The organism is Lysobacter sp. Root916 (genome assembly GCF_001429785.1).
In the GTDB taxonomy this organism is placed as follows: domain Bacteria; phylum Pseudomonadota; class Gammaproteobacteria; order Xanthomonadales; family Xanthomonadaceae; genus Lysobacter.
Genome location: NZ_LMJF01000012.1, coordinates 645,629 through 667,232, shown reverse-complemented (window position 1 = coordinate 667,232; position 21,604 = coordinate 645,629). Strand labels below are relative to the sequence as shown.

Annotated in this window: 21 protein-coding genes; 19 read left to right on the top strand and 2 right to left on the bottom strand. The window is 68.1% G+C overall.

The genetic code is table 11. From position 1 onward, the window contains the following. On the bottom strand, positions 1-1,668 hold a 1,668-nt coding region (locus ASE35_RS12535; protein WP_162259054.1), incomplete at its 3' end, for a condensation domain-containing protein. A 1,290-nt stretch (positions 1,669-2,958) separates the two neighbouring features. On the opposite strand from ASE35_RS12535, the gene ASE35_RS21210 reads away from it, so the two are divergent. Further along, on the top strand, positions 2,959-3,390 hold the full coding sequence (locus ASE35_RS21210) for a hypothetical protein (protein WP_157489436.1): 432 nt from the start codon (positions 2,959-2,961) through the stop codon (positions 3,388-3,390). A gap of 94 nt (positions 3,391-3,484) precedes the next feature. Here ASE35_RS21210 and ssb read toward each other — a convergent pair whose 3' ends face one another. Continuing rightward, positions 3,485-4,030, bottom strand: coding sequence for a single-stranded DNA-binding protein (ssb, locus tag ASE35_RS12530; RefSeq protein WP_057159960.1), 546 nt, complete (start codon positions 4,028-4,030; stop codon positions 3,485-3,487). Positions 4,031-5,175: 1,145 nt separating this feature from the next. Between ssb and ASE35_RS12525 the strand changes: the two genes are divergently transcribed. From ASE35_RS12525 to ASE35_RS12445, 18 genes are read left to right on the top strand one after another with little or no spacing between them, the layout of a single operon-like run. Next, on the top strand, positions 5,176-6,195 hold the full coding sequence (locus tag ASE35_RS12525) for a sigma-54 dependent transcriptional regulator (RefSeq protein ID WP_056183168.1): 1,020 nt from the start codon (positions 5,176-5,178) through the stop codon (positions 6,193-6,195). Then, positions 6,195-6,830 carry a hypothetical protein gene (locus ASE35_RS21205; protein ID WP_157489435.1) on the top strand — a complete coding sequence of 212 codons (636 nt, stop codon included), beginning with the start codon at positions 6,195-6,197 and terminating at the stop codon, positions 6,828-6,830. Before ASE35_RS12525 ends, ASE35_RS21205 begins: the two co-directional genes overlap by 1 nt. A 34-nt stretch (positions 6,831-6,864) precedes the next feature. Continuing rightward, positions 6,865-7,896, top strand: coding sequence for a hypothetical protein (locus tag ASE35_RS12515; RefSeq protein WP_057164002.1), 1,032 nt, complete (start codon positions 6,865-6,867; stop codon positions 7,894-7,896). Further along, a complete protein-coding gene (locus ASE35_RS12510; protein ID WP_056183159.1) occupies positions 7,889-8,197 on the top strand; it encodes a hypothetical protein in 309 nt (102 codons plus the stop codon). The genes ASE35_RS12515 and ASE35_RS12510 overlap by 8 nt, the downstream gene beginning before the upstream one ends. After that, a complete protein-coding gene (locus ASE35_RS12505; protein ID WP_057164001.1) occupies positions 8,194-10,302 on the top strand; it encodes a phage tail sheath subtilisin-like domain-containing protein in 2,109 nt (702 codons plus the stop codon). The genes ASE35_RS12510 and ASE35_RS12505 overlap by 4 nt, the downstream gene beginning before the upstream one ends. Positions 10,303-10,332: 30 nt before the next feature. Then, positions 10,333-10,803, top strand: coding sequence for a phage tail protein (locus ASE35_RS12500; RefSeq protein WP_056183152.1), 471 nt, complete (start codon positions 10,333-10,335; stop codon positions 10,801-10,803). Then, positions 10,800-11,618: a hypothetical protein gene (locus tag ASE35_RS12495; RefSeq protein ID WP_056183149.1), complete on the top strand. Its 819-nt coding sequence runs from the start codon at positions 10,800-10,802 to the stop codon at positions 11,616-11,618. Before ASE35_RS12500 ends, ASE35_RS12495 begins: the two co-directional genes overlap by 4 nt. A 23-nt stretch (positions 11,619-11,641) precedes the next feature. Next, positions 11,642-11,785 carry a hypothetical protein gene (locus ASE35_RS22050; RefSeq protein WP_200944040.1) on the top strand — a complete coding sequence of 48 codons (144 nt, stop codon included), beginning with the start codon at positions 11,642-11,644 and terminating at the stop codon, positions 11,783-11,785. A 29-nt stretch (positions 11,786-11,814) separates the two neighbouring features. Then, positions 11,815-13,605 carry a hypothetical protein gene (locus tag ASE35_RS12490; protein WP_157489434.1) on the top strand — a complete coding sequence of 597 codons (1,791 nt, stop codon included), beginning with the start codon at positions 11,815-11,817 and terminating at the stop codon, positions 13,603-13,605. 5 nt (positions 13,606-13,610) lie between these two features. Then, positions 13,611-15,623 carry a hypothetical protein gene (locus ASE35_RS12485; protein ID WP_057163999.1) on the top strand — a complete coding sequence of 671 codons (2,013 nt, stop codon included), beginning with the start codon at positions 13,611-13,613 and terminating at the stop codon, positions 15,621-15,623. 3 nt (positions 15,624-15,626) lie between these two features. After that, positions 15,627-17,570, top strand: coding sequence for a hypothetical protein (locus ASE35_RS12480; protein ID WP_057159965.1), 1,944 nt, complete (start codon positions 15,627-15,629; stop codon positions 17,568-17,570). Positions 17,571-17,593: 23 nt separating this feature from the next. Then, positions 17,594-18,337 (top strand): hypothetical protein, encoded by a 744-nt coding sequence (locus tag ASE35_RS12475; RefSeq protein WP_056183133.1) that lies wholly within the window; start codon positions 17,594-17,596, stop codon positions 18,335-18,337. A gap of 12 nt (positions 18,338-18,349) precedes the next feature. Then, positions 18,350-18,670, top strand: coding sequence for a hypothetical protein (locus ASE35_RS12470; RefSeq protein WP_157489433.1), 321 nt, complete (start codon positions 18,350-18,352; stop codon positions 18,668-18,670). 9 nt (positions 18,671-18,679) lie between these two features. After that, complete coding sequence (locus ASE35_RS12465) at positions 18,680-19,801, top strand: hypothetical protein (RefSeq protein WP_056183126.1); 1,122 nt, start codon at positions 18,680-18,682, stop codon at positions 19,799-19,801. 6 nt (positions 19,802-19,807) lie between these two features. Next, complete coding sequence (locus tag ASE35_RS12460; protein ID WP_056183123.1) at positions 19,808-20,602, top strand: phage baseplate assembly protein V; 795 nt, start codon at positions 19,808-19,810, stop codon at positions 20,600-20,602. A 13-nt stretch (positions 20,603-20,615) separates the two neighbouring features. Further along, entirely contained in the window at positions 20,616-20,972 is a 357-nt protein-coding gene (locus ASE35_RS12455; RefSeq protein ID WP_057163998.1) for a hypothetical protein, read from the top strand. A 4-nt stretch (positions 20,973-20,976) separates the two neighbouring features. Further along, a complete protein-coding gene (locus ASE35_RS12450; RefSeq protein WP_056183116.1) occupies positions 20,977-21,222 on the top strand; it encodes a hypothetical protein in 246 nt (81 codons plus the stop codon). A gap of 14 nt (positions 21,223-21,236) precedes the next feature. Further along, entirely contained in the window at positions 21,237-21,596 is a 360-nt protein-coding gene (locus ASE35_RS12445; RefSeq protein ID WP_056183113.1) for a GPW/gp25 family protein, read from the top strand. Positions 21,597-21,604: the final 8 nt, after the last annotated feature.

Genomic DNA, 21,604 nt, shown 5'->3' with positions numbered 1-21,604 from the left:
GAGCAGCCGGGGCGAACTGTCCTGCAGGATGAAGGCCAGCCGTTCGGCCGGATAGGCTGGGTCCAGCGACACGTAGGCGCCGCCGGCCTTGAGGATGCCCAGCAGGCCGACCACCAGGTCGAAGCTGCGTTCGCAGCAGATCGCCACGCGATCATCCGGCCGCACGCCGCGCGCGATCAGTTCGTGCGCCAGCTGGTTCGCGCGCGCATTGAGCTCGCCGTACGTCAGACGGTGGTTTTCGTAAACCACCGCCACCGCATCCGGCTGCGTAGCCGCCTGCTGCTCGAACAACTCGTGGATCAGGGCGTCGCGCGGATAGGCGGCCTCGGTGGCATTGAACTGTTCCAGGACGCGTTCGCGCTCTCCATCCAGCAGCATATCCGCCGGAACGAGCACGGCATCGGGCGAGAGCACCGCCAGCTTCAGGGCTTTCGCAAAACGCTGGGCGAGCAGCGTGGCCTCATCGCGGGTGAAATAAGCCTCGTTGCAATCGAAATGCACCGCGACGTCGCCGTTCGCACGGACGTCCCATACGGTGACCATCAACGGCGTTCTTTCGCTCTCATGACTGACATAAGTCAGTTCGAGTCCGCAGCCCTCGATTTCCAGCGCGCTGTCGACCTTGAGATAACTGAACCCGACATCGCCCAGCAAGGCATGGCCACCGGCCCGGCCCAGATCGCGCAGCAAGTCGCCGTGCGGATAGCGCTGATGACGAAAATGCGCCTTTTGACTGCTCGCAACCTGGCGTACCAGATCCGAAAAGCGCGAGCCGGCGACCTGTTTCAACGGCAACGGACTGACGCCCGAAAATGCGCCGATAAGCTGCTTCTGCGCGGCGCCGCGACGGTTGTGCACCGCGACGGAAATCAGCACGTCCGGCTGTCGGTATGTCAGTCCAAGGCAGGCCCCGAGCGCCCCCAGCAACACCGCATGCGGCCCCACCCCCAAATGCGAAGCGAGCTGCTCCACGCATGCGAATGTGTCGGACGACACCTGCTGCGTGACACGGAAACTGCGGGTCGGCGCATCGCCGGCGCTGCCTGCGTAAAACGGTTGAAGCAAACGCTCCGGCAACGTTGCGCATTGCTGCGCCCAATAGTCCCGATCGCGCAGGTATCTTTCGGTTCCCAGATAGGCATGCTGCTCGGCCGCAACGCTCACGCAGCTCGACACCTGCGCTGCCGCTTCGCCGTTGTAGTACCTCGCCAGCGCCTGCGCCCAGTTGGCGAAGCCCCAGCCATCCACCGCCAGATGGTGGGCGATACCCACGTACCAATATTCGGAATCGCTCAATCGTATGAGCGCCGCCTTGAACATCTCCGTGTTCTCGAACGCCAGTGGCGTGGCGAAAAGCTGGCGAATCCAGACTTCCGCCGCCATCGAAGGGCGCGCCTCAGACGACAGATCCACTTGTTGCAGCACTGTCGTGCGCTCGTGCACGACACCTTGCGCCACATCGTCGTCGGTACAAAAAATCCGTAGACCGAACGCGTCATGCTCCATCACCAGGTCGCTGTGCGCCTTGGCAAGCCGTGCCGTATCGACAGCACCCAGCTTCAGATAGCCGCCTACGTTGTAGCAGGGGCTTTGCGGACGGCGAATCTGATCGAAGTAAATGTCGCTTTGATGCGGACTCAGATGAGCAAGCCGATTGACTCCCCGCATGACATTTCCCTGTCCTTGCATCAGCAACGAAAAATAAGCACCACTGGCTGCGACGCCTATCGCAACCACTCGAACACACGAAGAATCAGGCACCGCACGTATTTGGGATACGTTGCCTCCGAGACGCGGCGTGAGACAGCCGCCCCTTTTACCTGGCTCGTAAGCAATACCCGCAGCACCGCAGCACCCGCAGCGCGCTAAGGCAGCCCTGTTTGACCCCTTTGTTCGACTTGCTTAACTACCCCGCCTCGACTTTCGCAAAATTTGTGAGGGTCGTCAATTCGGAAGCACGACACCAAAGGCAACGCTGCAAAAGTCCTTTGGCAACTTTCGCGTGCATTTCCAAATAGGTGTTCATGGCGTTACGCCTCAATCGAACGCGGCGAACGCAAGCTCACCATGTGGACGATGTGGCGTGTCGCGGAAGGTCTCGGCGCGGTGCCATCCGAGTCGCTAGCTGACGCCAACTTGCGGGAAAGCATCCGGAAGTTGCTGCCGTCGTTGCCGTGGGAAGCCCTGCAGGTTGAAGTCGCTCGAAAGGGACGCATACAGCCGCATGAAATTGTCGAGACTGCCCGTACCGAGGCGTATGCGGCCTACCGGCAGTGCTCGACGGGCTCCTATCGACGGATCAATTTCCTAAAGAACGCCCATCACGTGAGAGGTCCTCTCAAGCGACACAGTAGCTCATTGGAATACTTGTGCGCGAAACCTTTGGCAACTACTTACTTTTCTTCGGCGGAACGGTGCTTACTCTTGCTCTCACGGCGACCTGACCGACTCGCAGCAGGAACCGGCTCATCCCACGCGAGCAAACCCATCCATCGGCGCAGCCGTACACGCGTCGGCCCGGCTGCCGCACGACGCCACACTCGCGGGTCAACGCGCGCGGCCGACGCGGCACGTGCCGCGTCGGCCGCGCAAGCTACACCGGGAGCAGCCTTGTGATCGCGGGTACTTCACCTGCTGAGCGAAGACCGGTCACCGCAACAGGTCAGTCGCACACTGCACCGACGGTTCCCTGATCGGCCGGCGTGGCGGGTGACGCGCGAAACAATCTATACCGCGATTGACGCCACGGCTCGAGGCGCCATGCGGCGCGAGCCGGTGCAATTGCTGCGCCAGCGCAAATACGCCCACCGTCCACGCGGCCAGGGCGCGAACCGTCGTGGCCAGCTGGCGGATCTAGCCAGCATCCACGTACGCCCAGCGGAGACGGACGCACGTATGATCCCAGGCCACTAGGAAGACTACTTCATCAAAGGCAGGCGCAACCGCTCGGCGGTCGGCGTGCTCGTCGAGCGCACCACGCTGTATGTGAGCTTGGTTCGGATGGCGGGCTGTTCGGCGCAGGCGGCGCTGGAGGGGTTCGCCAAGGTGTCTGTTCCGCTGCCTGAGTCTGCCCGACAAACCCTGACTTACGACCAAGGCAAGGAGATGGCGTTACATCGCCTCCTGCCACAACGCACCGGCCTGGCAATTTGCTTCGTCGACCCCGCACAGCCCTGGCAACGGAGCATCCGCGAGCTGCGAGAACAGCAATGGCTTGCTACGGCAGTACGTACCGAAGGGGACCGATCTGTCCATCTACAGCCAGCGCCAACTGGATGCCATCGCCAAACGGCTGAACTATCGACCCGCGCAACACTCGGCTATCGCTGTCCAGCGAAAACATTCAAGCGTCACTTAGGGCATCACGATCTCGCGGATCGGATCGATTGACTCCGCCACGGTTTTTGAACTGCCCAATAAGAAGAAGCCCTCTTGGATAGAGGGCTTCTTCGTTCCATCTCTCGAAAAATCAGAGATGTGTTTCTTAGAACGGGATGTCGTCGTCGGCGAAGTCGTCGCCGAAGTCGTTGGACTTGGCCGGGGGCGCATCGCGGCGCGGGGCAGATTCCTGGCGACCGCCACCACCGTAGCCGCCACCGCCGCCACCACCGCCGGCAGGACGCGCGGCACGCTCGCCACCGCCACCGCCGCGGAATTCGCGACCGCCGCCACCACCGCCGCCACCGCCCTCGCCGCCCGGGCCGCCGAGCATCTGCATGTCGTCGGCGACGATATCGGTGAAGTACTTCTCGACACCGTCCTGACCGGTGAACTTGTCGTAGCGGATCGAGCCTTCGATGTAGACCTGGCGGCCCTTGCGCAGGTACTCGCCGGCGATCTCGCCGAGCTTGCCGAACAGCTTGACCCGGTGCCACTCGGTGCGCTCCTGGGTATTGCCGTCCTTGTCCTTGCGCACGCTGGTCGTAGCCAGGCTGAGCGTGGTCACGGCCATGCCGCCCTGGGTGTACTTGGTTTCGGGGTCGTTGCCGAGGTTGCCGACCAGGATGACCTTATTGATGCCACGTGCCATGAGGATGCGGGTCCTTAAGTTGTCGCCGAAAGCGGGCGATAGATAGTGAAGTATAACCGCCGGCCCAGGACCGTCGGGCCGCCGCCCGGTCCGGTGTCGGGAAATGCCGCGGCGAGGGGTAGGCCCGGCCGACCGGCCGAAATGGCTCAGAGCCAGCAGGGACGGGCTTCGCGCGATGGCGGCCGGCAGCGACCGGGCCCTTGGCGCACCGCTCCGGACCCCACCGGGGCCTCCGCCGGTCGTCCCGCCCCGCCGCCTTCGCAGCCCCACCTGCCCGCCCCGCGCCCTGGGTCGTCCGCCGCCCCCGTCTGCCTGCGTGCTGCCCTGCCGCCCGCGGCGGCCGAGCCCCGGAGACCGAGCTGCGCCGGCGGGTCCAGGAGAACCCGGACCCGGTTGCGCACCCCCGCACCTGGCCGCCCCCTGGGCGGGCACGGCCGAAGGCCGGAATCTGATCGCCGAGCAGGTTCGGGCCTTGCAGGCCGATCCGCCGCCACGGGCGCCGCCCGCCGAACAACTGTGCGGCCAACACGGCGCGCGGCCCGGCTGTCGGCCAACCCCGCTGCGCCGCGCAAGCGACGTCCTAACCTGCGAGCGTAGCGTCCAGGCGGCGACCGTCCATCGCGCCCAGGTCATCGACGTTCTTCGCACCCGCGCACCCACTCATGCGACGAAGTTTCCAACGCGGCGCGCAGGGCCGCAGCTTCGGTTTGTAGATCGTCGCGAAGGTTTGCATGTCCGTACGACCCGAGCGGTGAGCGCCGCGCGGTTCGGATCGCTCCGTCGCGACCGGCCCGATCGCCGCGACAGTTCCATCGCGCATGGATCACGCGTCGCCGCGACTCGCGCGACGGCGCCGCACGACGCGCAGCGATAGCCACGACGGGCGTTCGCGGCCGGCGCGCTAACAGGTTAGCAGCGCGCAACGCGCGCATCTCAAGACAGCGCGAGTCTCATTGCGTCGTCGCGTGCGCATGCCGCGCGCGAACGCAAGAGTCGCGCGACACCGGCCGCGCGCTGGAAAAAAATCGCGTGTCCGGTCGCGCGTTCCATCGCCGTTCTTTTTCCAGTACCCCGAACGGCGGACGGCCAGGCAGGCCGGCAGCGACCAGCTGCATAGATTCGGCGAACCAAGGAAGGAGTGATGTATGCCGCACGGCGCAGCGCTAGGACGATCGCCCCACATACGCGGATTTCTCTACGCCAGCGATGCGTGCGCGAAGGTCGCCGAGCGCCTGCCGGTGATCGCCGGCAGCGATTCCAGCGTGTTGATCGTCGGCGAGACCGGAACCGGCAAGGAGATCTGCGCGCAGGCGTTGCACTATCTGTCGCGGCGCTCGGCCGGACCTTGGGTCGCGGTCAATTGCGCGGCGGTGCCGGTGGAGCTGATCGAGAGCGAGCTGTTCGGCCACGTCAAAGGCGCGTTCACCACCGCCCACAGCTCCCGCCACGGCCTGGTCAAGGAGGCCGAGGGCGGCACCATGTTCCTGGACGATATCGACTGCCTGCCCCTGCTTGCGCAGGGCAAGCTGCTGCGCTTCCTGCAACAGCAGGAGTACCGCCCGGTCGGCTGCAACGCCGTGCAGCGCTCCGATGTGCGGGTGATCGCGGCCAGCAACCGCGACCTGCGCGTGCTAGCGCGCCAGAACAGTTTTCGCCAGGACCTGTACTTCCGCCTCAACGTGCTGCCGATCGCGCTGCCGCCGCTGCGCGAGCGGCGCGAGGACATCGCACTGCTGGCCGGCCACTTCGTCCACCAGTTCGATCAGGCCCACGGCGGCGGAGACGGCCGCCGGCTCACCGCCGAGGCGCTGCAGAAGCTGTTGGCCCACGACTGGCCCGGCAACGTGCGCGAGCTGCGCCACGTGATCGAACGCTCGGTGCTGCTGGCCACGGGCGACAGCATAGGCGCCGACGACATCGACATCGATCCTGATCTGGACGCCGACGCGGACGCGGGCAGCGGCGAACTGGCCGGCGAGTCCTTCCAGTCGGCCAAGAAGCGTGTGGTCGAACGCTTCGAGCGGCAGTACATCGAAACCCTGCTGGCCCTGCACCACGGCAACCTCACCCACGCCGCCCACGCGGCCAAGAAGAACCGACGCGCGTTCTTCGAGCTGGTCCGCAAACACCAGATCGACACCCGCCGCTTCAACGACGCCTCCTGATGACTTCCACCTCGATCACCACGGCGCCTGGCGCCGGCGAAGCGCTGCGCCCGCACCATGCCGAATCGGTCCGTGCGCGAGCCGTTCGCGTGGAATTCGTTCGCGCGGCAACCGCGCACGAGCGCAGCGCCACCGCACCCGGTCGGATTCGTCCGCTTTCCAGGACAAAAACGCCCTACCCCTTACAGCGCGTCGCAGCAGGCTTTCGCCGCATCGGCGCGGCGCGGGCGCAGGACAAAGCAGCACCGATGCCGGCCAAGGCCGCGACCCGCAACCGTTTGGAATCAATCGTTTGCGATACCAACGGCGTTGGCACGCGACTTGCGCTCTTCAGTCCAAGGCTGGGACGCATGGACGACTACCCCGAAATGCTAGCGATCGTAAGAGCGCTCGCCCGCTACCTGCGGGTGAATCCGAACAGTTCCGATACCGCGGAGGGAATCGCCATGTGGTGGTTCCGCGAACAGACCGTGGTCGACGGGCGCGCCTTGCTCGATGCGCTGGATTGGATGCGCGAACGCGGCCTGGTCGAGATGCTCAGCGCCAGCAGCACCGGCGACCGCTACCGCTGCACCGCCAGCGCCGACGAGCTCGACGGCGTGCTGCAGGAACTGTCGAGGCGCCGGCTGACATGACGTCCGCTCACGCAAGGATGCAGGAGAGTCGCCCGTGCCGTCGCTGACGCTCGCCGCCTTCACCCAACTCGCCGGCTGGCAGACCCTGCAAGGCGATGGCGTGACGCCGTCGGCGCAGATCGCGGTGGCCGAGGACCTGCTCGGCGACACGCCCAGCGGCGACCATCGCAGCCTGACCCTGGCTTACAGCGCGGCCTCGCTGGACCACATCGCGCGGCGTCCGCTGGCCGCGCTGGACCTGGACGACTACGACGAACTGCGGCTGGTCCTGCGCGGCGATCGCAGCTCCGCGCCCGGCTTCTATCTGGAACTGCGCCTGGGCAGCGTCGCCCTGCCGATCGGCGCGCCCGGCAACACCTGGCATCGGCGCGTGCCGGTCGGCGGCGGCGCGGGCTGGGACGTGGTGCGCTTTTCGTTGGCCGACTTGCCGGCCGCGGTGCGCGGCGCGGTCACGGTCGCGCAGTTGCACTGCATCGATGCCGGCCAGGGCTATAGCGTCGCCATCGACGAGGCGCTGGCGGTGCGGCCGAGCATGCTCGCCGATCTGGAGCAGGCCTTGCTGGCGCGTTTGCACGAGCGCACCAGCCTGGGCGGCATACCGGTGCCGGCCGAGTTGGTGAGCGCCGGCGGACCGTGGCCCGCGACCAACCCTTGCATCGCGATCGTGCCGATGGACGTGCGCAATCTCGCCGAGCGCAGCGTCGGCAGCGCGCAACGCTGCGATTTCGTCGCCGATGGCTACCGCGTGCGCCCCGCGCCGAACGCGTTCGAGGCGGCGTACGCGATCGAGGCCGTCGCCGCCGAACGCGCCGACCAGGGCGCGGTGATGGATTTCCTGCTGCGCGAAATCGGCCCGCGCGGCGCGCTGCGCGTGGCCGCGCATCCGTGGTCGATCGAGACCCAGATGCCGCCGGCCTACGAATACAACCCCCACCTCGACCCCGCACCGCGTCAGCGGCTGTATTGCCGCGTGTACGCGTGGCAGGACCACGACGCGCCGTCGTCGGTGCAGCCGGTGCAGGGCCTGGTCAACCACATCGATTGGAAGGAGTCCGGCCATGGCTGAAGACAAGGCGAGCGAACGCGTCCGCCTGATCAATACGCGCTCGCAGCCGGTCGAGCTGCATCTGGGCTCGTCGGTGCACGTACTCGCGGCCGGGCAGAGCCTCGAGCTCGACGCCGCCGCGCTGGCGTCGCCGCAGTTGACCTATCTGCTCAACCGCAAGGCGCTGGCGGTACGCAGCGCAACGCCGCCGGAGGCCGCCGAGGCCGCCGGCAACGCAATCACTCCGCGCAGGCGCGGCCAGGGTGCCGCCGATGGATCCGCGCGGCCCCCGCAACCACCCAAGAGGAAGAAAGAATCATGAGCTTCATCGGCATCAATGTGCGGGAAGTCGACGGAACGGGCGCGCCGGTACTGGCCGCCGCCCCCACCTCCATCGCGGGCTTCAACATCCTGACCCGGCGCGGCACGCCGAATCAGGCCGTGATGGTCGATTCCTACGCTCGCTTCGTCGAGCGTTTCGGCGGCTATTTCCCGGGAGGCCTGGGCGCGTATCTCGTCAAGGGCTACTTCGACAACGGCGGCCAGGTCGCCTACGTCAATCGGGTGGTCTCCGACGACCCCGCCACCGGCCATGCGCCGGGCACGCTGGCGCTGCGCGACGGCAGCCCCGCCGACACGCTGCGGATCTCGGCCGGCTTCCGCGGCACCGAAGACCCGGGCAGCTGGGGCAACGGCCTGCAGGTGCGGGTGGCGCGCTCCACGCCCACCACCACCCGCCTGCGCGAAGCCGCGGCTGCCACCATTACCGGCACGGTGGCCATGGTCGCGCCGGTCGACATGAGCACCCTCCCCAGCCTGACGCTGCGCGTGGACGGCTCGCCCGACAACACCGTGATCACCTTCCTGCCCGCCGACTTCCCGGGCGGCGCCGCCAACGCCACCCCGCAGCAGATCCGCGACGCGATCAACGGCCGCCAGAGCCGGGTGGTCGCGTCTCTGACCGGCCCGGGCAACCTGGTGCTGACCTCGACCGGCGAAGTCGCACGGCTGAGCGACGGCTGGACGTCGATCCAGGTCATCGCCGCCAACGCGACCCTGGGCTTCGCGATCGCCGCGGCGGTGCCGGGCACGGCCAGCGCGGTGGCCACCAACGGCGCCACCCTGCGCCGCACCGAGGACTTCGACCTCGGCGACGCGATCGAGGTCTTCGACCCGACCGTGCCGGCCAACACCGCCATGGTCAAGCTGCTGTCGCGCAACCCGCTGACCGGCGCGGTCACCTGGGGACCGCCGATCGCCGGCATCGCCGGCTGGACCGCGCAGAACATCCGCGTGCGCAACCTGCGCTTCACCGTAACCGTGGCCGAAGGCGGGACCGAAGCGGAGAACGTGCGCGAGACCTGGTCGGACCTGTCGATGGAAGCCGACACGCCGAACTACGCGCCGGCGCGCATCAACGACACCATCCGCGGCTCGCGCTACGTCGTCGCCGAGGACATGCTCAGCGCCAGCGCGGTCGGCGCCGACCGTCCCGCGGTGCTGGCCTGGACGCCGCTGGCGGCCGGTCGCGACGGCACGCCGACGTCGGCGCACTTCAACGGCGACGCCTCGGTCCGCAGCGGCTTCTTCGCCTTCGATCCGCACGACGTGCAGTTGCTGACCTGCGAGCGCACCGATCCGGGCATCGTTGCCGCCGCCCTGGCCTACTGCGAGAACCGCGGCGATTGCATGTACGTGGGCGCGGTGCCGGAAGGCTTCACCGAGGCCGGCCAGGCGGTCGCCTACGGCCAGTCCTTCCAGGCCAAGAAGGCCTACGGCGCCTTGTACGCGCCGTGGATCACCATCGCCGATCCGGCCGGCGTGGGCGACAACCCGCGTCGCAACCTGCCGCCGGTCGGGCATGTGCTGGGCGTGTTCGCGCGCGTCGAGCGCTCGCGCGGCGTGTGGAAGGCGCCGGCGGGCGACGAGGCCAACCTGGCCGGCGTGCTCGACGTCACCTACCGCCTCACCGACGCCGAGCACACCCAGCTGGTCAAGGACGGTAGCGTCAACGGCATCCGCGCGATCCCGCGCGCCGGCATCGTGATCGATTCCTCGCGCACGCTCAGCACCGATCCACGCTGGATGTACGTCGGCGTGCGCCTGCTCTTCAACTTCGTCAAGAGCAGCCTGAAGAACGGCCTGCGCTGGGTGCGCCAGGAGCCGAACCGCAGCTCGCTGTGGAACGCCGTCAAGTTCAATGCGGTGAACCCCTTCCTGCTGGGGCTTTGGCGGCAGGGCGCGTTCGGCACGGGTTCGCCGGAGGAAGTGTTCACCGTCATCTGCGACGCCTCGAACAATCCGCCGGACCAGGTCGATCAGGGCCTGCTCAACGTCGAAGTCTATTTCTATCCGTCCAAGCCGGCGGAAACCATCGTCATCACCGTCGGCCAGCAGCCCTCCGGGGCCGCCGCGGCCGAAGCTTGAACTCATCACTAGCGCACGCAGGAGGGCGTCATGCCACAAGTCGGAGACATTTGGGAAAGTTATCGCGCGAGCGAGTTCGTACTGGTGATCGACGGGCGCGAAAGCCCCGGCGTGAGCAAGATCGGCGGACTCAGCGAAGGCGAGATTGAAACCGTGGAACAGCCGCACGGCGGTTCGTTCCGGGTGTTCAAGACCGCCGGCGCGAAGGTCAAGTTCGACTCGCTCACGATCGAGCGGTACGTCGACGGCAGTCCGGAGGACCAGCGCTTCAAGGACTGGTTCCAGGAGTGCTTCAAGCTCAATCGCGACGATCAGGGCGGCTCCGTCCCGCGTCGCGACGGAATGATCGTCAAGCGCCACAACGGCGCCGACGTGCTGACCTTCGCCTTCTACGGGGCCTGGGTGAAGTCGTCGAAGTTCACCGACCTGGAAGCCGGGTCGACCAACCACTTCAAGCAGACCATCGTCCTCGAACACGAAGGACTGGAGCGTGTCGAATGAGAACCGAAGCCACCGCACTGCGCGAGGTCCCGCTGGCGCCGCCGCCGAGCACGACCCACCGCACCTACGAGTTCGAGCTGCCGATCGGCGTCTACGACGACGAAGGCCGCCTGCACCGCCACGGCATGCTGCGCAAGATGACCGGCCGCGACGAGGCGATCCTGGCCGATCCGCAGAACCAGCGTAACGGCGGCAAGCTGGTCACCGAACTGCTGGCCAGCTGCATCGTCGGCCTGGGCGAGCTCAAGTCCACCGGCCCGTCTGTGGTCGCGGAAATGTACTCGGCCGACCGCAACTATCTGTTGCTGCGACTGCGCGGCGCGACCTTCGGCAACGAGCTGCAGGCGAGCTACAAGTGCCCGTCCTGCGGCCACAGCCACGAGGTCACCGAAGAGCTCGACGCCCTGCCGGTGCGGCGCATGCCGGAAGAGGAATCGGCGGGCGAGATCCGCATCCGCCTGGAGGACGGCTACATCGACAACCAGGGCGTGGCCCACCACGCGATGGTGATGCGGCTGCCCACCGGCGCGGACGAGTCGGCGGTGGCGCCGCAGATGCGCAAGAACGCCTCGCTGGGCAAGAACGCGCTGCTCGCCCGCTGCCTGAAGTCGCTGGGCGACGTGCCGCAGCACCGGCTCAACGCGATCGGGCCGAAGCTGCTGGCCGAGCTGACCATGACCGACCGGCGCCTGATCGACCGGGCGCTCAACTCGGCCGCGCCCGGCGTCGATCTGATACGCGCGCTGGAGTGCCCGGCCTGCGGCCACGAGTTCAAGGCCAGCCTGGACCTGTCCCATTTTTTGGCATTGGACTGACGCTCGAGGATTTGCGTCGCGAGGTGTTCTTTCTGGCTTACCACCTTCATTGGCCGCACGCCGAGTTGATGGACATGCCCACCGAGGACCGACGCAGCTTCGCGCGTCTGCTGATCGAGCAGATCGAGCGGGAAAACGCCGAGATCGAATCGTCCCGAGGACGTTGAACCGCAGGTCGTTGAATTGGAGCCGTTGAATGCCCATCGGGCTGCTACTCACATCGCTCTCTGCGCCGTTGGCCGGTATGGCCACGGCGTTCGAGCGATGGAACGCGGTACTGCGGCTGGAAGCCGTGGTGATGGACCGCGCGCGCGGCGCCTTCCTGGTGGAATGGTTCGGCGTGCGTCTGCCGCGGCTGGATAGCCGCCTGCGCGTGGTGATCGCCAACATCACCGCGCTGGGCGAGCGCTACCGCGAGGCGCGCGCGCAGTCCAAGGGCGGCCAGACCGGCCCCAACCTGCTCGAACCGGTGGCCGGTATGGCCGGCATGGCCGTCGGCATGTTCATCAGCCCCAGCGGCATCGTCATGTATCTGTACGTGAAGATCCGCGAATCGATGTGCGCGATCGCGGCCAGCCTGCTCACGATTCTCTACAGCCCGATCTTCCTGGCCGAGTTCACCGGCCTGGGCACCGCGGCCGCGGCGATCCTGTTTCCGCTGGCCTTGCTAGGCGGTTTCGTCGTCGCCATCGTCGCAGCCGCGCAGGGCGCCAACGGCGTCCTGGTCATGGCCTACGAGCTGGTCGGCGACGCGACCCGCGCGATCCAGGCGCTCACGCGCTTCATCAACCTGCTCACCGGTCCGCGCGAGGCGATCCGCAACCCGCTGCTGCGCGGCATCCTGGAGCTGGTCGATCGCGTCGCCGCGCTGTTCGCGCAACTGATCGGCGCCGCGGCCTGGCTGTTGACCCGCTTCGGCAGGCTGATCCTGCCGACCGCGATGCAGTTCCACGCCCTGATCGAATTCGGCAAGGGCATCTGGGAGGTGGTTAAGCGTATCGGCGAAGGCACGGTCGCCGCCCTCGAAGGCGCCGATCCGGAAGCGTCGCCGATGGCGATCCTGACGCGCATGATCGACCACGTCATGGCGATGGCGCGGCACCTGATCGCAGGCGCGGGTGCGATGCTGGCGCAGATGGCGATAGCGCTGAAGGACGGTTTCGGCTCGATCGCCAACGAGACCCGCGCCTCGATCGATCTGTCGGTGTCCGCCGCGCGCGGACTGATCGAGGACATCCCGCTGATCCGCCAGTTCCGCGCGGCCGCACGCGTGGTGACCGAGGTCCGCAAGATCTTCGCCAGCACCGGCGCGGCCGCCCCGGCGGCGCCGCCGGCCGCCGCGCCGCCGCCGTCCTCGTCCGCCAGCCCGGGAGCGATCAGCAGCGCGCTGGCCCCGGCACGCGTCCTCAGCGGCATGCTGGTGGCGCCGCCCACGCCCAGCATGGACATGGCCAAGCGCATGGTCGGCGCGGCGCGTGGCGGCATCACCCTGTCCACGCCCTGGGGCCCGGAGTTCGACGTGGACATGGCGGCGCCGTTCGCGCTGGACCCGGCCACCGACGCACTGGCGCAGCAGCTGATGGCGCCGCCGGCGAGCGTGTTCCGCGGCGAACCGGCGCTGATGGCGCAGGAGTTCGGCGTCGACACGCCCGATGAAGCCTTCGAGCAGTTGCGCACCCATGAGCTGCGCTACCGCGACCTGCTCTACACCGTGGTCGCGCGCATCCTGCCCGCGCAGGTGCGCATCCGCGTGCCCGACCTGCTGGACGCGTTCGACCGCCTCGACCGCGAGGTCTACGGCCGCGACGTGCCCGCGCGCGACCCTGATTTCCCGGTGCGCGATCTGCCCGACAACGGTCGCCTGCGTCCGGTCGTGCGCAAGATCACCGTGCGCTGCCCCGGCGGCGACGCGGTTTCGCTGCGCAATATCGGCAACGACCTGACCCGGCTGCTGCGCGAGCAGACCTACCTGGCGCCGGCGAGCTGACGATCATGCCCATCGATCTGATCCCGCTCGCCTCCGACTGGCTGGCCGCCTTCGACAGCCAACGCCGCCGCATCGGCGGCCTGTCCGCGGCGCTGCAACGCTGGCTGACTCAGCGCCTGGAGCGCATGGGCGAACTCGAGCGACGCACCCGCGCGTTCCCGATCTTCCTGTTCGAAGGCGCCGCGCTGTCGGTGGCCATCGACGCCCAGCAGCACGGCGCGTTGCGTCCTTACCGCAGCGCCGGCGCGACCTGGGCGGCTCCGTTCGTGGCCTTCGGGCGCGGCTTCACCCGCATCCCGCAGGCGGTCGAGGACGAGATGATCCTGCCGAACCTGCTCGGTGCGATCGAGGGCATCGTCACTGCGATCGCCGATTCCGTCGACCGCCTGGCCGACCCGCGCGCCTCCACCTTCGATCCGCGCAATGCGCGCGCCTCGGATCTGTTCGGCCTGCTCGGCATGGCGTGGCGCGGTCTGACCACCAGCACCGGCCAGCTGCGCAACATCGTCGGCGACTTTGCCAAGGCCAAAGTCCTGTTCGATGGCCCGGCCGGCGCCGCTGGCGCGGCCGGGGGCGCCGCCGCGGCCACGCCCAGCGCCGCCGTCGCGGCGGCGGCGCCCGCGCCGGCCGGCATGGGCGGCGGCGACAACATGCTCGATACGGTGCTGCGCGGCTTCACCGCGGTGATGCTGATCCTGCCGATCATTCCGGACTGGATCCGCACCCTCGCCAACGCGATCTGGCTGCGCATCCGTCTGACCATCGTCAATGCGCTGCGCGGCATCGAAGCGCGGGTGTTCCGCCTGCGCCGCGAGGTGCTGGCGTTCTTCTTCGAGTCCCTGCCCAAGATGCTGCGCGAGGTGCCGGCCCTGGTCGGGGCCATGGCCACGATGCTGCAGTGGAGCATCAACTACTTCGCCGTGGTCGCGCGCATCTACCTGGAAGTGGCGTTGTTCGCGCTGCAGCGCTTCCTGCACGGCCTGCGCCAGCAGGTCAACGAAGTGATCATCATCGTCAACATCGTGTTCCACATGATCGACGAGATCCTGGCCTTCGATCTGCTGGAGCTGGTCAAGCCCTTTATGGGCCCGACCGCGATGCTGATCGACATGATCGGAGTCACGCTGACCGTCAATCAGGTGATCGATGCGGCCGGCACCGCGATCAACTGGACCCTGTGGGGCGCGGCCAAGGCCGGCATCAACACCGCACGCGCGACCATCGTCTCCACCGCCTTCATGCCGGTGATCAACGACGTGCCCTGGGTCGGGGGCAAACTGGCCGCGCTGCGCGCCAGTCTGCTGCACGACCTGAACCTGATCGACCAGATCGTCGATGCGCTGTTTGCCGATACCGGCGGGCCGATGGTCGAGACCGAAAAGCCGCGCATCAAGCGCATGCCCAACTTCTACGACCTGCTGTTCGGCGTCCCGCCGGGCGTGCTGGGCCGCGAGGTGCGGGATTTCGGCCGCGCCCTGGGCGCCAATGTGCGCGGCCTGTTCGAGAATGTGTCGCGCAGCCTCGCCGACCTGGGCGAGGTGTTCTCGCGCACCGCCACCGATTTCGCCCGCACCGGCCCGGCCGGACGCATGCAGGAGTTCGCGCGCGAGTCGGCCGGGCTGGCCAACGGTCTCTACAACGACCAGATCCGCGCCCTCGGCGACCGCATCCACACCGCGCCGATCGGCGCCTTCGAACGCTGGCTGGCCGGTAACGGCTTCCGCATCATCGAAGCGGCGATCCCGCTCTACATCGGCGAGATGCGGCGCTGGTGGCGCGAGCGCGCCATGGCCGGCGAGGAAAGCTACGTCGAACTCACCCCGACCTCGCCGCACATCCTGGCGCGCCGCGCGCGCCTGGGCCGGGTGCGGGTGCCGCGCCTGACCCTGCGCGCGCACGACCGCGCCCATGACGAATCGCTGGTGCGCGACCTCGCCCAGCATTTCCGCGACGCGATCGGCCAGGCCTACGCCGAGGGCCGGCGCCAACTCGATCAGATCGCAGCGGGAGCAGCCTGAGCCATGGCCGACGACCACGCCTCCGACGATATGGTCACCCAGATGGGTCTGATGCTGACCCAGCTGAAGGGCCTGCGCGGCACCTTGGAACAGGTGGCGCAGGCGACCGCGCGCTATGCCGGATTCGCCTTCGCCGAGGCGTTTACGCCCAGCGGCCGCTTCGGCGCGCCGCCGATGCGCGGCGGCGCCTTGCTGGTGCACGTCAACAACCTGCGCGACCTGGTCGCCAGCAGTGGCGTGGCCGGCTTCTTCGAAGGCCTGCTCGGCGGCATCGGCCGCTTCTTCGGCGGCCTGTTCGGCGGATTGATCGGCGGCACCATCGCGGGCGTGGCCTTGCCGGTGATGATCTGGAAGATCGATTCCATCGTCACCAAGCTGCAGGACATCCTCAAGCGCCTGGGCATAGGCGGCGACGACAAGAAGCCCGCCGCGGCCGCCAAGAAGGGCGCCGGCAAAGCGCTCACGCCGACCGAGGCCGCGGTGGCGGCGGCCGACGCCGAGCCGACCGCCACGGTCGCGGGCGCGCCCCTGACCGATCAGATCGGCGAGTTCCGCGAAATCCTGAATCTGCTCACCGGCCTGTTCGAGGCCGCCGGCAGCGGCGGCGGCAGTGGCGGCGGCTCGCCCGCGCCCGAGCGACTGCAGGCCTCGCTGACGCCGCAGCACGAGCGCTGGATGGCCATGCTGCAGTCGGTGGAGACCACCGTAGGCGGCGTGACCCGCATCATCAACGGCCTGATCATCCTGGTGCCCATGCTGGTGGGCAGCATCGCCCTGCTGTTCGACAAGCTCGACACCTTCAAGCTGGCGGTGGTCGAAATCCTGCAGTTCCTGGTGCGCAACGTGCTGTTGTTGCGCGGCGTGGTGCTGGTGACCGTGTTCGACCTGCTAGGCGTGGTCGCACGCCTGGCCGCCGGGCTGGCCCAGGTCATCGGCCAGATGGTCCAGGGCATCCTGGGAAGCCTGTTCGATATCGCCGGCACGGTGCTGGAAGGCGCGCTGGCGGTGTTCCAGTTCCTGGCCGGCGGCCTGCAGCGCACCGTCAACGGCATGCTGCGCTGGTTGGTCGACACCTTGTTCATCGTGCTTGCGCGCTTCAGCGACCTGCGCGTGTTCCGCTTGATCACCCACCTGATCCAGGTGCTGCCGGCGGTGCTGCCGCCGCTGTACGAACTGCTGCGCGACAAATCGACCAGCGCGGGTGGCACCCCGGTCAGCGCACCGCTGACCGGCACCCAGATCAAGGCCCTGACCGATGCCGCCGCCCTGCCCTTGCCGGGCCCGATCACGCCTTCGACCACGTTGCCTTCGACCCTGATGCCGGCCATGCCCGATCCGGCCGCGTTGGCCGCGCCGCCCGCCGCGCTGGTGAGCCTGCGCGCGCAGATGGATGCGCTGCGCACCGGCCTGCTCGACGGCGTGCGCGACTTGGCCGGCAGCGTCGCCACTGGCTTCGGCCTGTTGTCGGATCGCTTCGATCAACTGATCTCGACCGAACTGGACCGCAGCCGCAGCGATTACGCCACCAACTTGAACGCGGTGCGCCAGCGCTCGGCCGAATTCGCCGGCGCCTTCGCCGAGGCCGAACGCGCGGTGCGCGAGCGCCCGGAGACGGGCCTGGAAGCTATCGCGCGCGCCTACGAGCAATGGCTGTCCGGCAACGGCCTGGCCACGCTGCTCGATCAGATCACCCGCCAGTTCTCCAGCACCCCGGCCACCGCCGGCGACTCCATCCCCGGCCGCATCGTCGGCGAAGCCGTCGACCGCCCGCGCGCCTCGATCGAAATCCAGGAAGTGATCATCGACCTGACCGCGGCCACGGTGGCCGGCGGCGACGGCCCGGTCGCCGCCTTGCCCGCACCCGAAGTGCTGTACGCGCAATTGCTCGCCTATCAGCGCGAACTCGCCCAGCGCGGTTCCGACGACCCCGCCTTGATCACCGCCTGAGCCCACGGAACCGGAGACGCGCCATGGCCTACGGATACCTCGCCTGCTGGAACAGCCTGCCGCCGCTGGTGTTTCGCTTTCAATTCAATCCCGAGGCGCTGACCGAGAAGCGCGCCTACAAGTACACCGACGTCGAAAACTTCGGCAATTGGGCCTTCGACAAGACCTCCGCGGCGATGAGCGCCAGCCAGCCCTGGTACGTGAAGCTGGCGACCGCGCCGGCCGGCGCGCTCGAGGACCTGAAGGAGTTCGGACCGCAGCTGGTGCGCACGCATCCGCTGGAGGCCGGTTGCGGTGAGGCCCGCACCTTCGCCCTGGATTTCGTGCTCGACGGCGCGGTGCGCCCGGAAGGTTCGACCTCGGACGTGGGCAACCTCTACGACGGCGACATCTCGCCGGACCTGGCCCTGCTGCGCTCCTTCGTCAATCCCGGCGTCGACGTCGGCAGCCTGGTCGAGTGGATCAGCAGCGGCTTCGAAAAGACCTTCGCGCCGCCGCTGTGCACGCTGATCTACGGCGGCATCAACACCGACTGCGTGATGGAAAACCTGAGCATCAAGATCACCCGCTTCAACGCCGATACATCGCCGGCGCGCGCCGAGATCAGCGTCAGCCTCAAGCAGCAGACCAAGGCGATTTCGCCGCTGGTCGAAACCATCGAGCGCTACGTCAACGTCGCCCGAACCATGGGCCGCTCCGGCTACGGCATGGACTACGTCAACGTGCTGCCGGGCGCGTCGGTCATCAAACACATCTTCGATCTCTGAGCAGGAGCCTCCATGCCCGTTTCCGCACGATCGCGATACGCCCGCCTGGCGCCGATGCAAGCGCCCGACGCCGACGGCGAGCCGCGCACCGGCCTGCCGATCCGCCGCCATGAGAGCGTGCCCGCCAGTTCGGCGCGCTATGCGCACCTGGTCACCGGCGCCGAGTCGCTGGAGTATCTGGCATGGCGCTATCAGGGCTCCAGCGAAGGCTGGTGGCGCCTGGCCGACGCCAATCCGCTGCGTTTCCCGCTGGAGTGGCGCCCGGGCGACAAGCTCGACATCGCCTCCGGCGGCAGCGCCCCGGGTCTGGTCGAACGCGACCGGCGCTTCTGAGGACGCGCCATGAGCGACAGCCGCCAGCCGTACAAGCGCGTGCACCTGCAGGGCATCGACATCAGCGCCAACGTGCGCAGTGCCGAAGTCGAGGACAACGATCGCCTGATCGACAAGGCGGTGGTGGTGCTCAACGACCCCAGCGGCAGCGGCAGCGAAGCGCCGCGCGAGGGCAACACCTTGCTGGTCGACCTGGGCTGGGGCGAGAACCACGCGGTGCTGTTCGAAGGCGAAGTCACCCAGATCGCGAACGCGGCCGCGGGCTGCAATCCCAAGCAGCTCACCATCACCGCGCTGGACCTGTCCTACCGCATCCGCAAGCGCCCGTTCCGCGCCACCCACCACGTCGGCACGCTGAGTTCGATCCTGCGCGCCATCGTCACCCGCGAGCCCACCACCGGCATCGCGGTCGGCCAGATCGAGCCCAGCCCGGATCCGGAGTTCACCGAAGCCGCGCCGCTGCGCCAGACCACCCAGAACGACTGGGACTTCATCGTGCTGTTGGCGCGTCGCTACTCCTGCCGCGCCTTCGTCGAATACAACGGCGGCGCCTCCAAGTTCTATTTCATTCCGCTCGCGCGCCTGACCGAGGGCGAGGCGATGGGCACCTTGGCCGCCACCGGCATGGCCGGGCGCATCACCCGCTTCTCCTACGAGCGCACCGCCAGCGCCGCTTCGCCGCGACGCAGCACCGCGACCGTGGATCCGCTCACCGGCGACACCGTCACCACCACCGCGCCGCCGCCGCCGGCCGAGCCCGCGCATGCGCCCAGCGAGACTGTCGCCGAAGCCGGCGGACCCGCGCTGGACAGCGCGCTCAGCGTCGCCGGCGAAGCCACCGAAACGCCGCAAAGCCAGCGCCCTGAAACCTTCACCCCCGGCACGCCCTCCAGCGCCGCGCGCGCGACCAGCGACGCCGCTCAGGACCCGACCATGGCGCTGGGCTTCACCGCCCGCGGCGCCTGCGTGGGGACGGTGATGTTGCGCGCCAAGGGCGCGGTCGACGTCACCGGCATCAGCGGCTGGGGCGCGGGGCGCTGGTACGTGCGCAAGGTCAAGCACACGGTGCGCACCAGTTCCGGCGGCGGGATGTCGCCTGGCTACACCTCCGAATTCGAACTCACCCGCTAGGACGCCATGAACGCCATCCACCGCCACGCCGAACGCTGGTACGGAAAATACAGCGGCACCGTCACCGGCAACGAAGACCCGGACAAGCAAGGCTGCGTCCTGGTCAACGTGCCGGCGATCTTCGGCACCGAGCTCGCGGTCAACGCGCGCCCCTGCTTCCCCTACGGCCACTTCTTCGTGCCGCCGGTGGGGGCCAAGGTGTGGGTGGAGTTCGAAGGCGGCGATCCCGAGTTCGCGATCTGGGTCGGCACCTGGTACCCCAAGACCGCGACGCCGGAGGAGAGTCGGGTCACGCCGCCCGACAACCGCGTGATTCAGACCGCCAGCGGCCACACCATCGAACTCAACGACACCGACGGCGGCGCCAAGGTCGTGATCCGCCACAAGGACAACTCCTTCCTGGCCATCGACGACAAGGGCAGCGTGGTGGTGTCGAACAAGAGCGGCTCGACGCTCTATCTCAACGCCGACAAGGGCGAAGCCTCGCTGATGTCCGAGCAAGGCCACGTACTGGCGATGAACGCCGATGGCGTGGTGCTGATGAACAAGGACGGCGCCAGCCTCGACCTCACCGGCGACACCGTGCGCATCACCGCGGCCAATATCCTGCTCGAAGGCACCACGGTATCGGTGGGTTCCGGCGCCAGCGAACCGACCCTGCTGGCCAAGCAGTTCGACATCCTGTGGAAGCAGTTCATGTTCCACACCCATCCGTCCGCGATGGGCCCGACCGGTCCGGCCACGCCGCCCGCGATGTTGGTGCCGCAGCAGCACTTCAGCGCTTCGGTGCTGGTGAAGTGAGGAGACCGCGCGCATGAGCCGCTGCAGCTTCCCCGAACTGCCGATCCCGCTGTCGCTGCCGCCGTTGCCGCCGCTGCCGCTGCCGCCCGCGTTGCCGTCGATGCCGGCGCTGCCCGCGTTGCCGTCCCTGCCGGGACTGGCGCTGCCGACGCTGCCGATCGCGATCACCCTGCCGCCCTTGCCGCCGCTGCCGATGCCGCCCTCGCTGCCGGCGCTGCCGGAGTTGCCGGCCTTGCCGGATCTGCCGGGCCTGACGCTGCCGACCTTGCCGATCGCGATCACCCTGCCGCCGCTGCCGCCGCTGCCCGTGCCGCCTTCGCTGCCCGCGTTGCCCGCGCTGCCCACCCTGCCGCCCTGCCCCCTGGACTGATGCCATGGCCCTGGACCGCAACACGCTCGAATCGACGCTGGCCGCGACTTTGCGCACCAATTTCCAGAAGGGTGTGGACGAGGAATGGAGCGGCGACGACGCCGCCGACGCGATGGCCAAGGCCATCGCCGACGTCGTCCATGCCTACGTGGTCGGCGCGCGCGTGACCGGTGTGCAGTCGCAAGTACGTGATAACGGCAACGTGCCGATAGGAACCGCCACCCAAACCGGCGAAGTCGGACTGAGCTGAGGAGCACTAGCGACATGGACAACGTCATGGGTTTCGCCTTTCCCTTCGCCCTTTCCGACGGCGGCGTGCAGCGCGCCAACGGTCAGGACAAGATTCGCCAGAACATCCGCGCGCTGCTGGCCACGCGCTTCGGCGAGCGCGTGATGCTGCGCGAGTACGGCACCCGCATCCACTCGCTGGTGCACGACCCCAACGACGACGTCATGGCCACCCTGGTCAAGCGCCAGCTGCAGGAATGCCTGCTGGCCTGGGAACCGCGCGTGCTGGTCACCAACGTCGCCTTCGAACGCCGCGAGGCCGAGCTGTACGTGCGCCTCGACTACACCCACACCAGCGAACCCAGCACGGATTCGCTGCTGGTCCCGTTGGCCTGAGCAAGGAG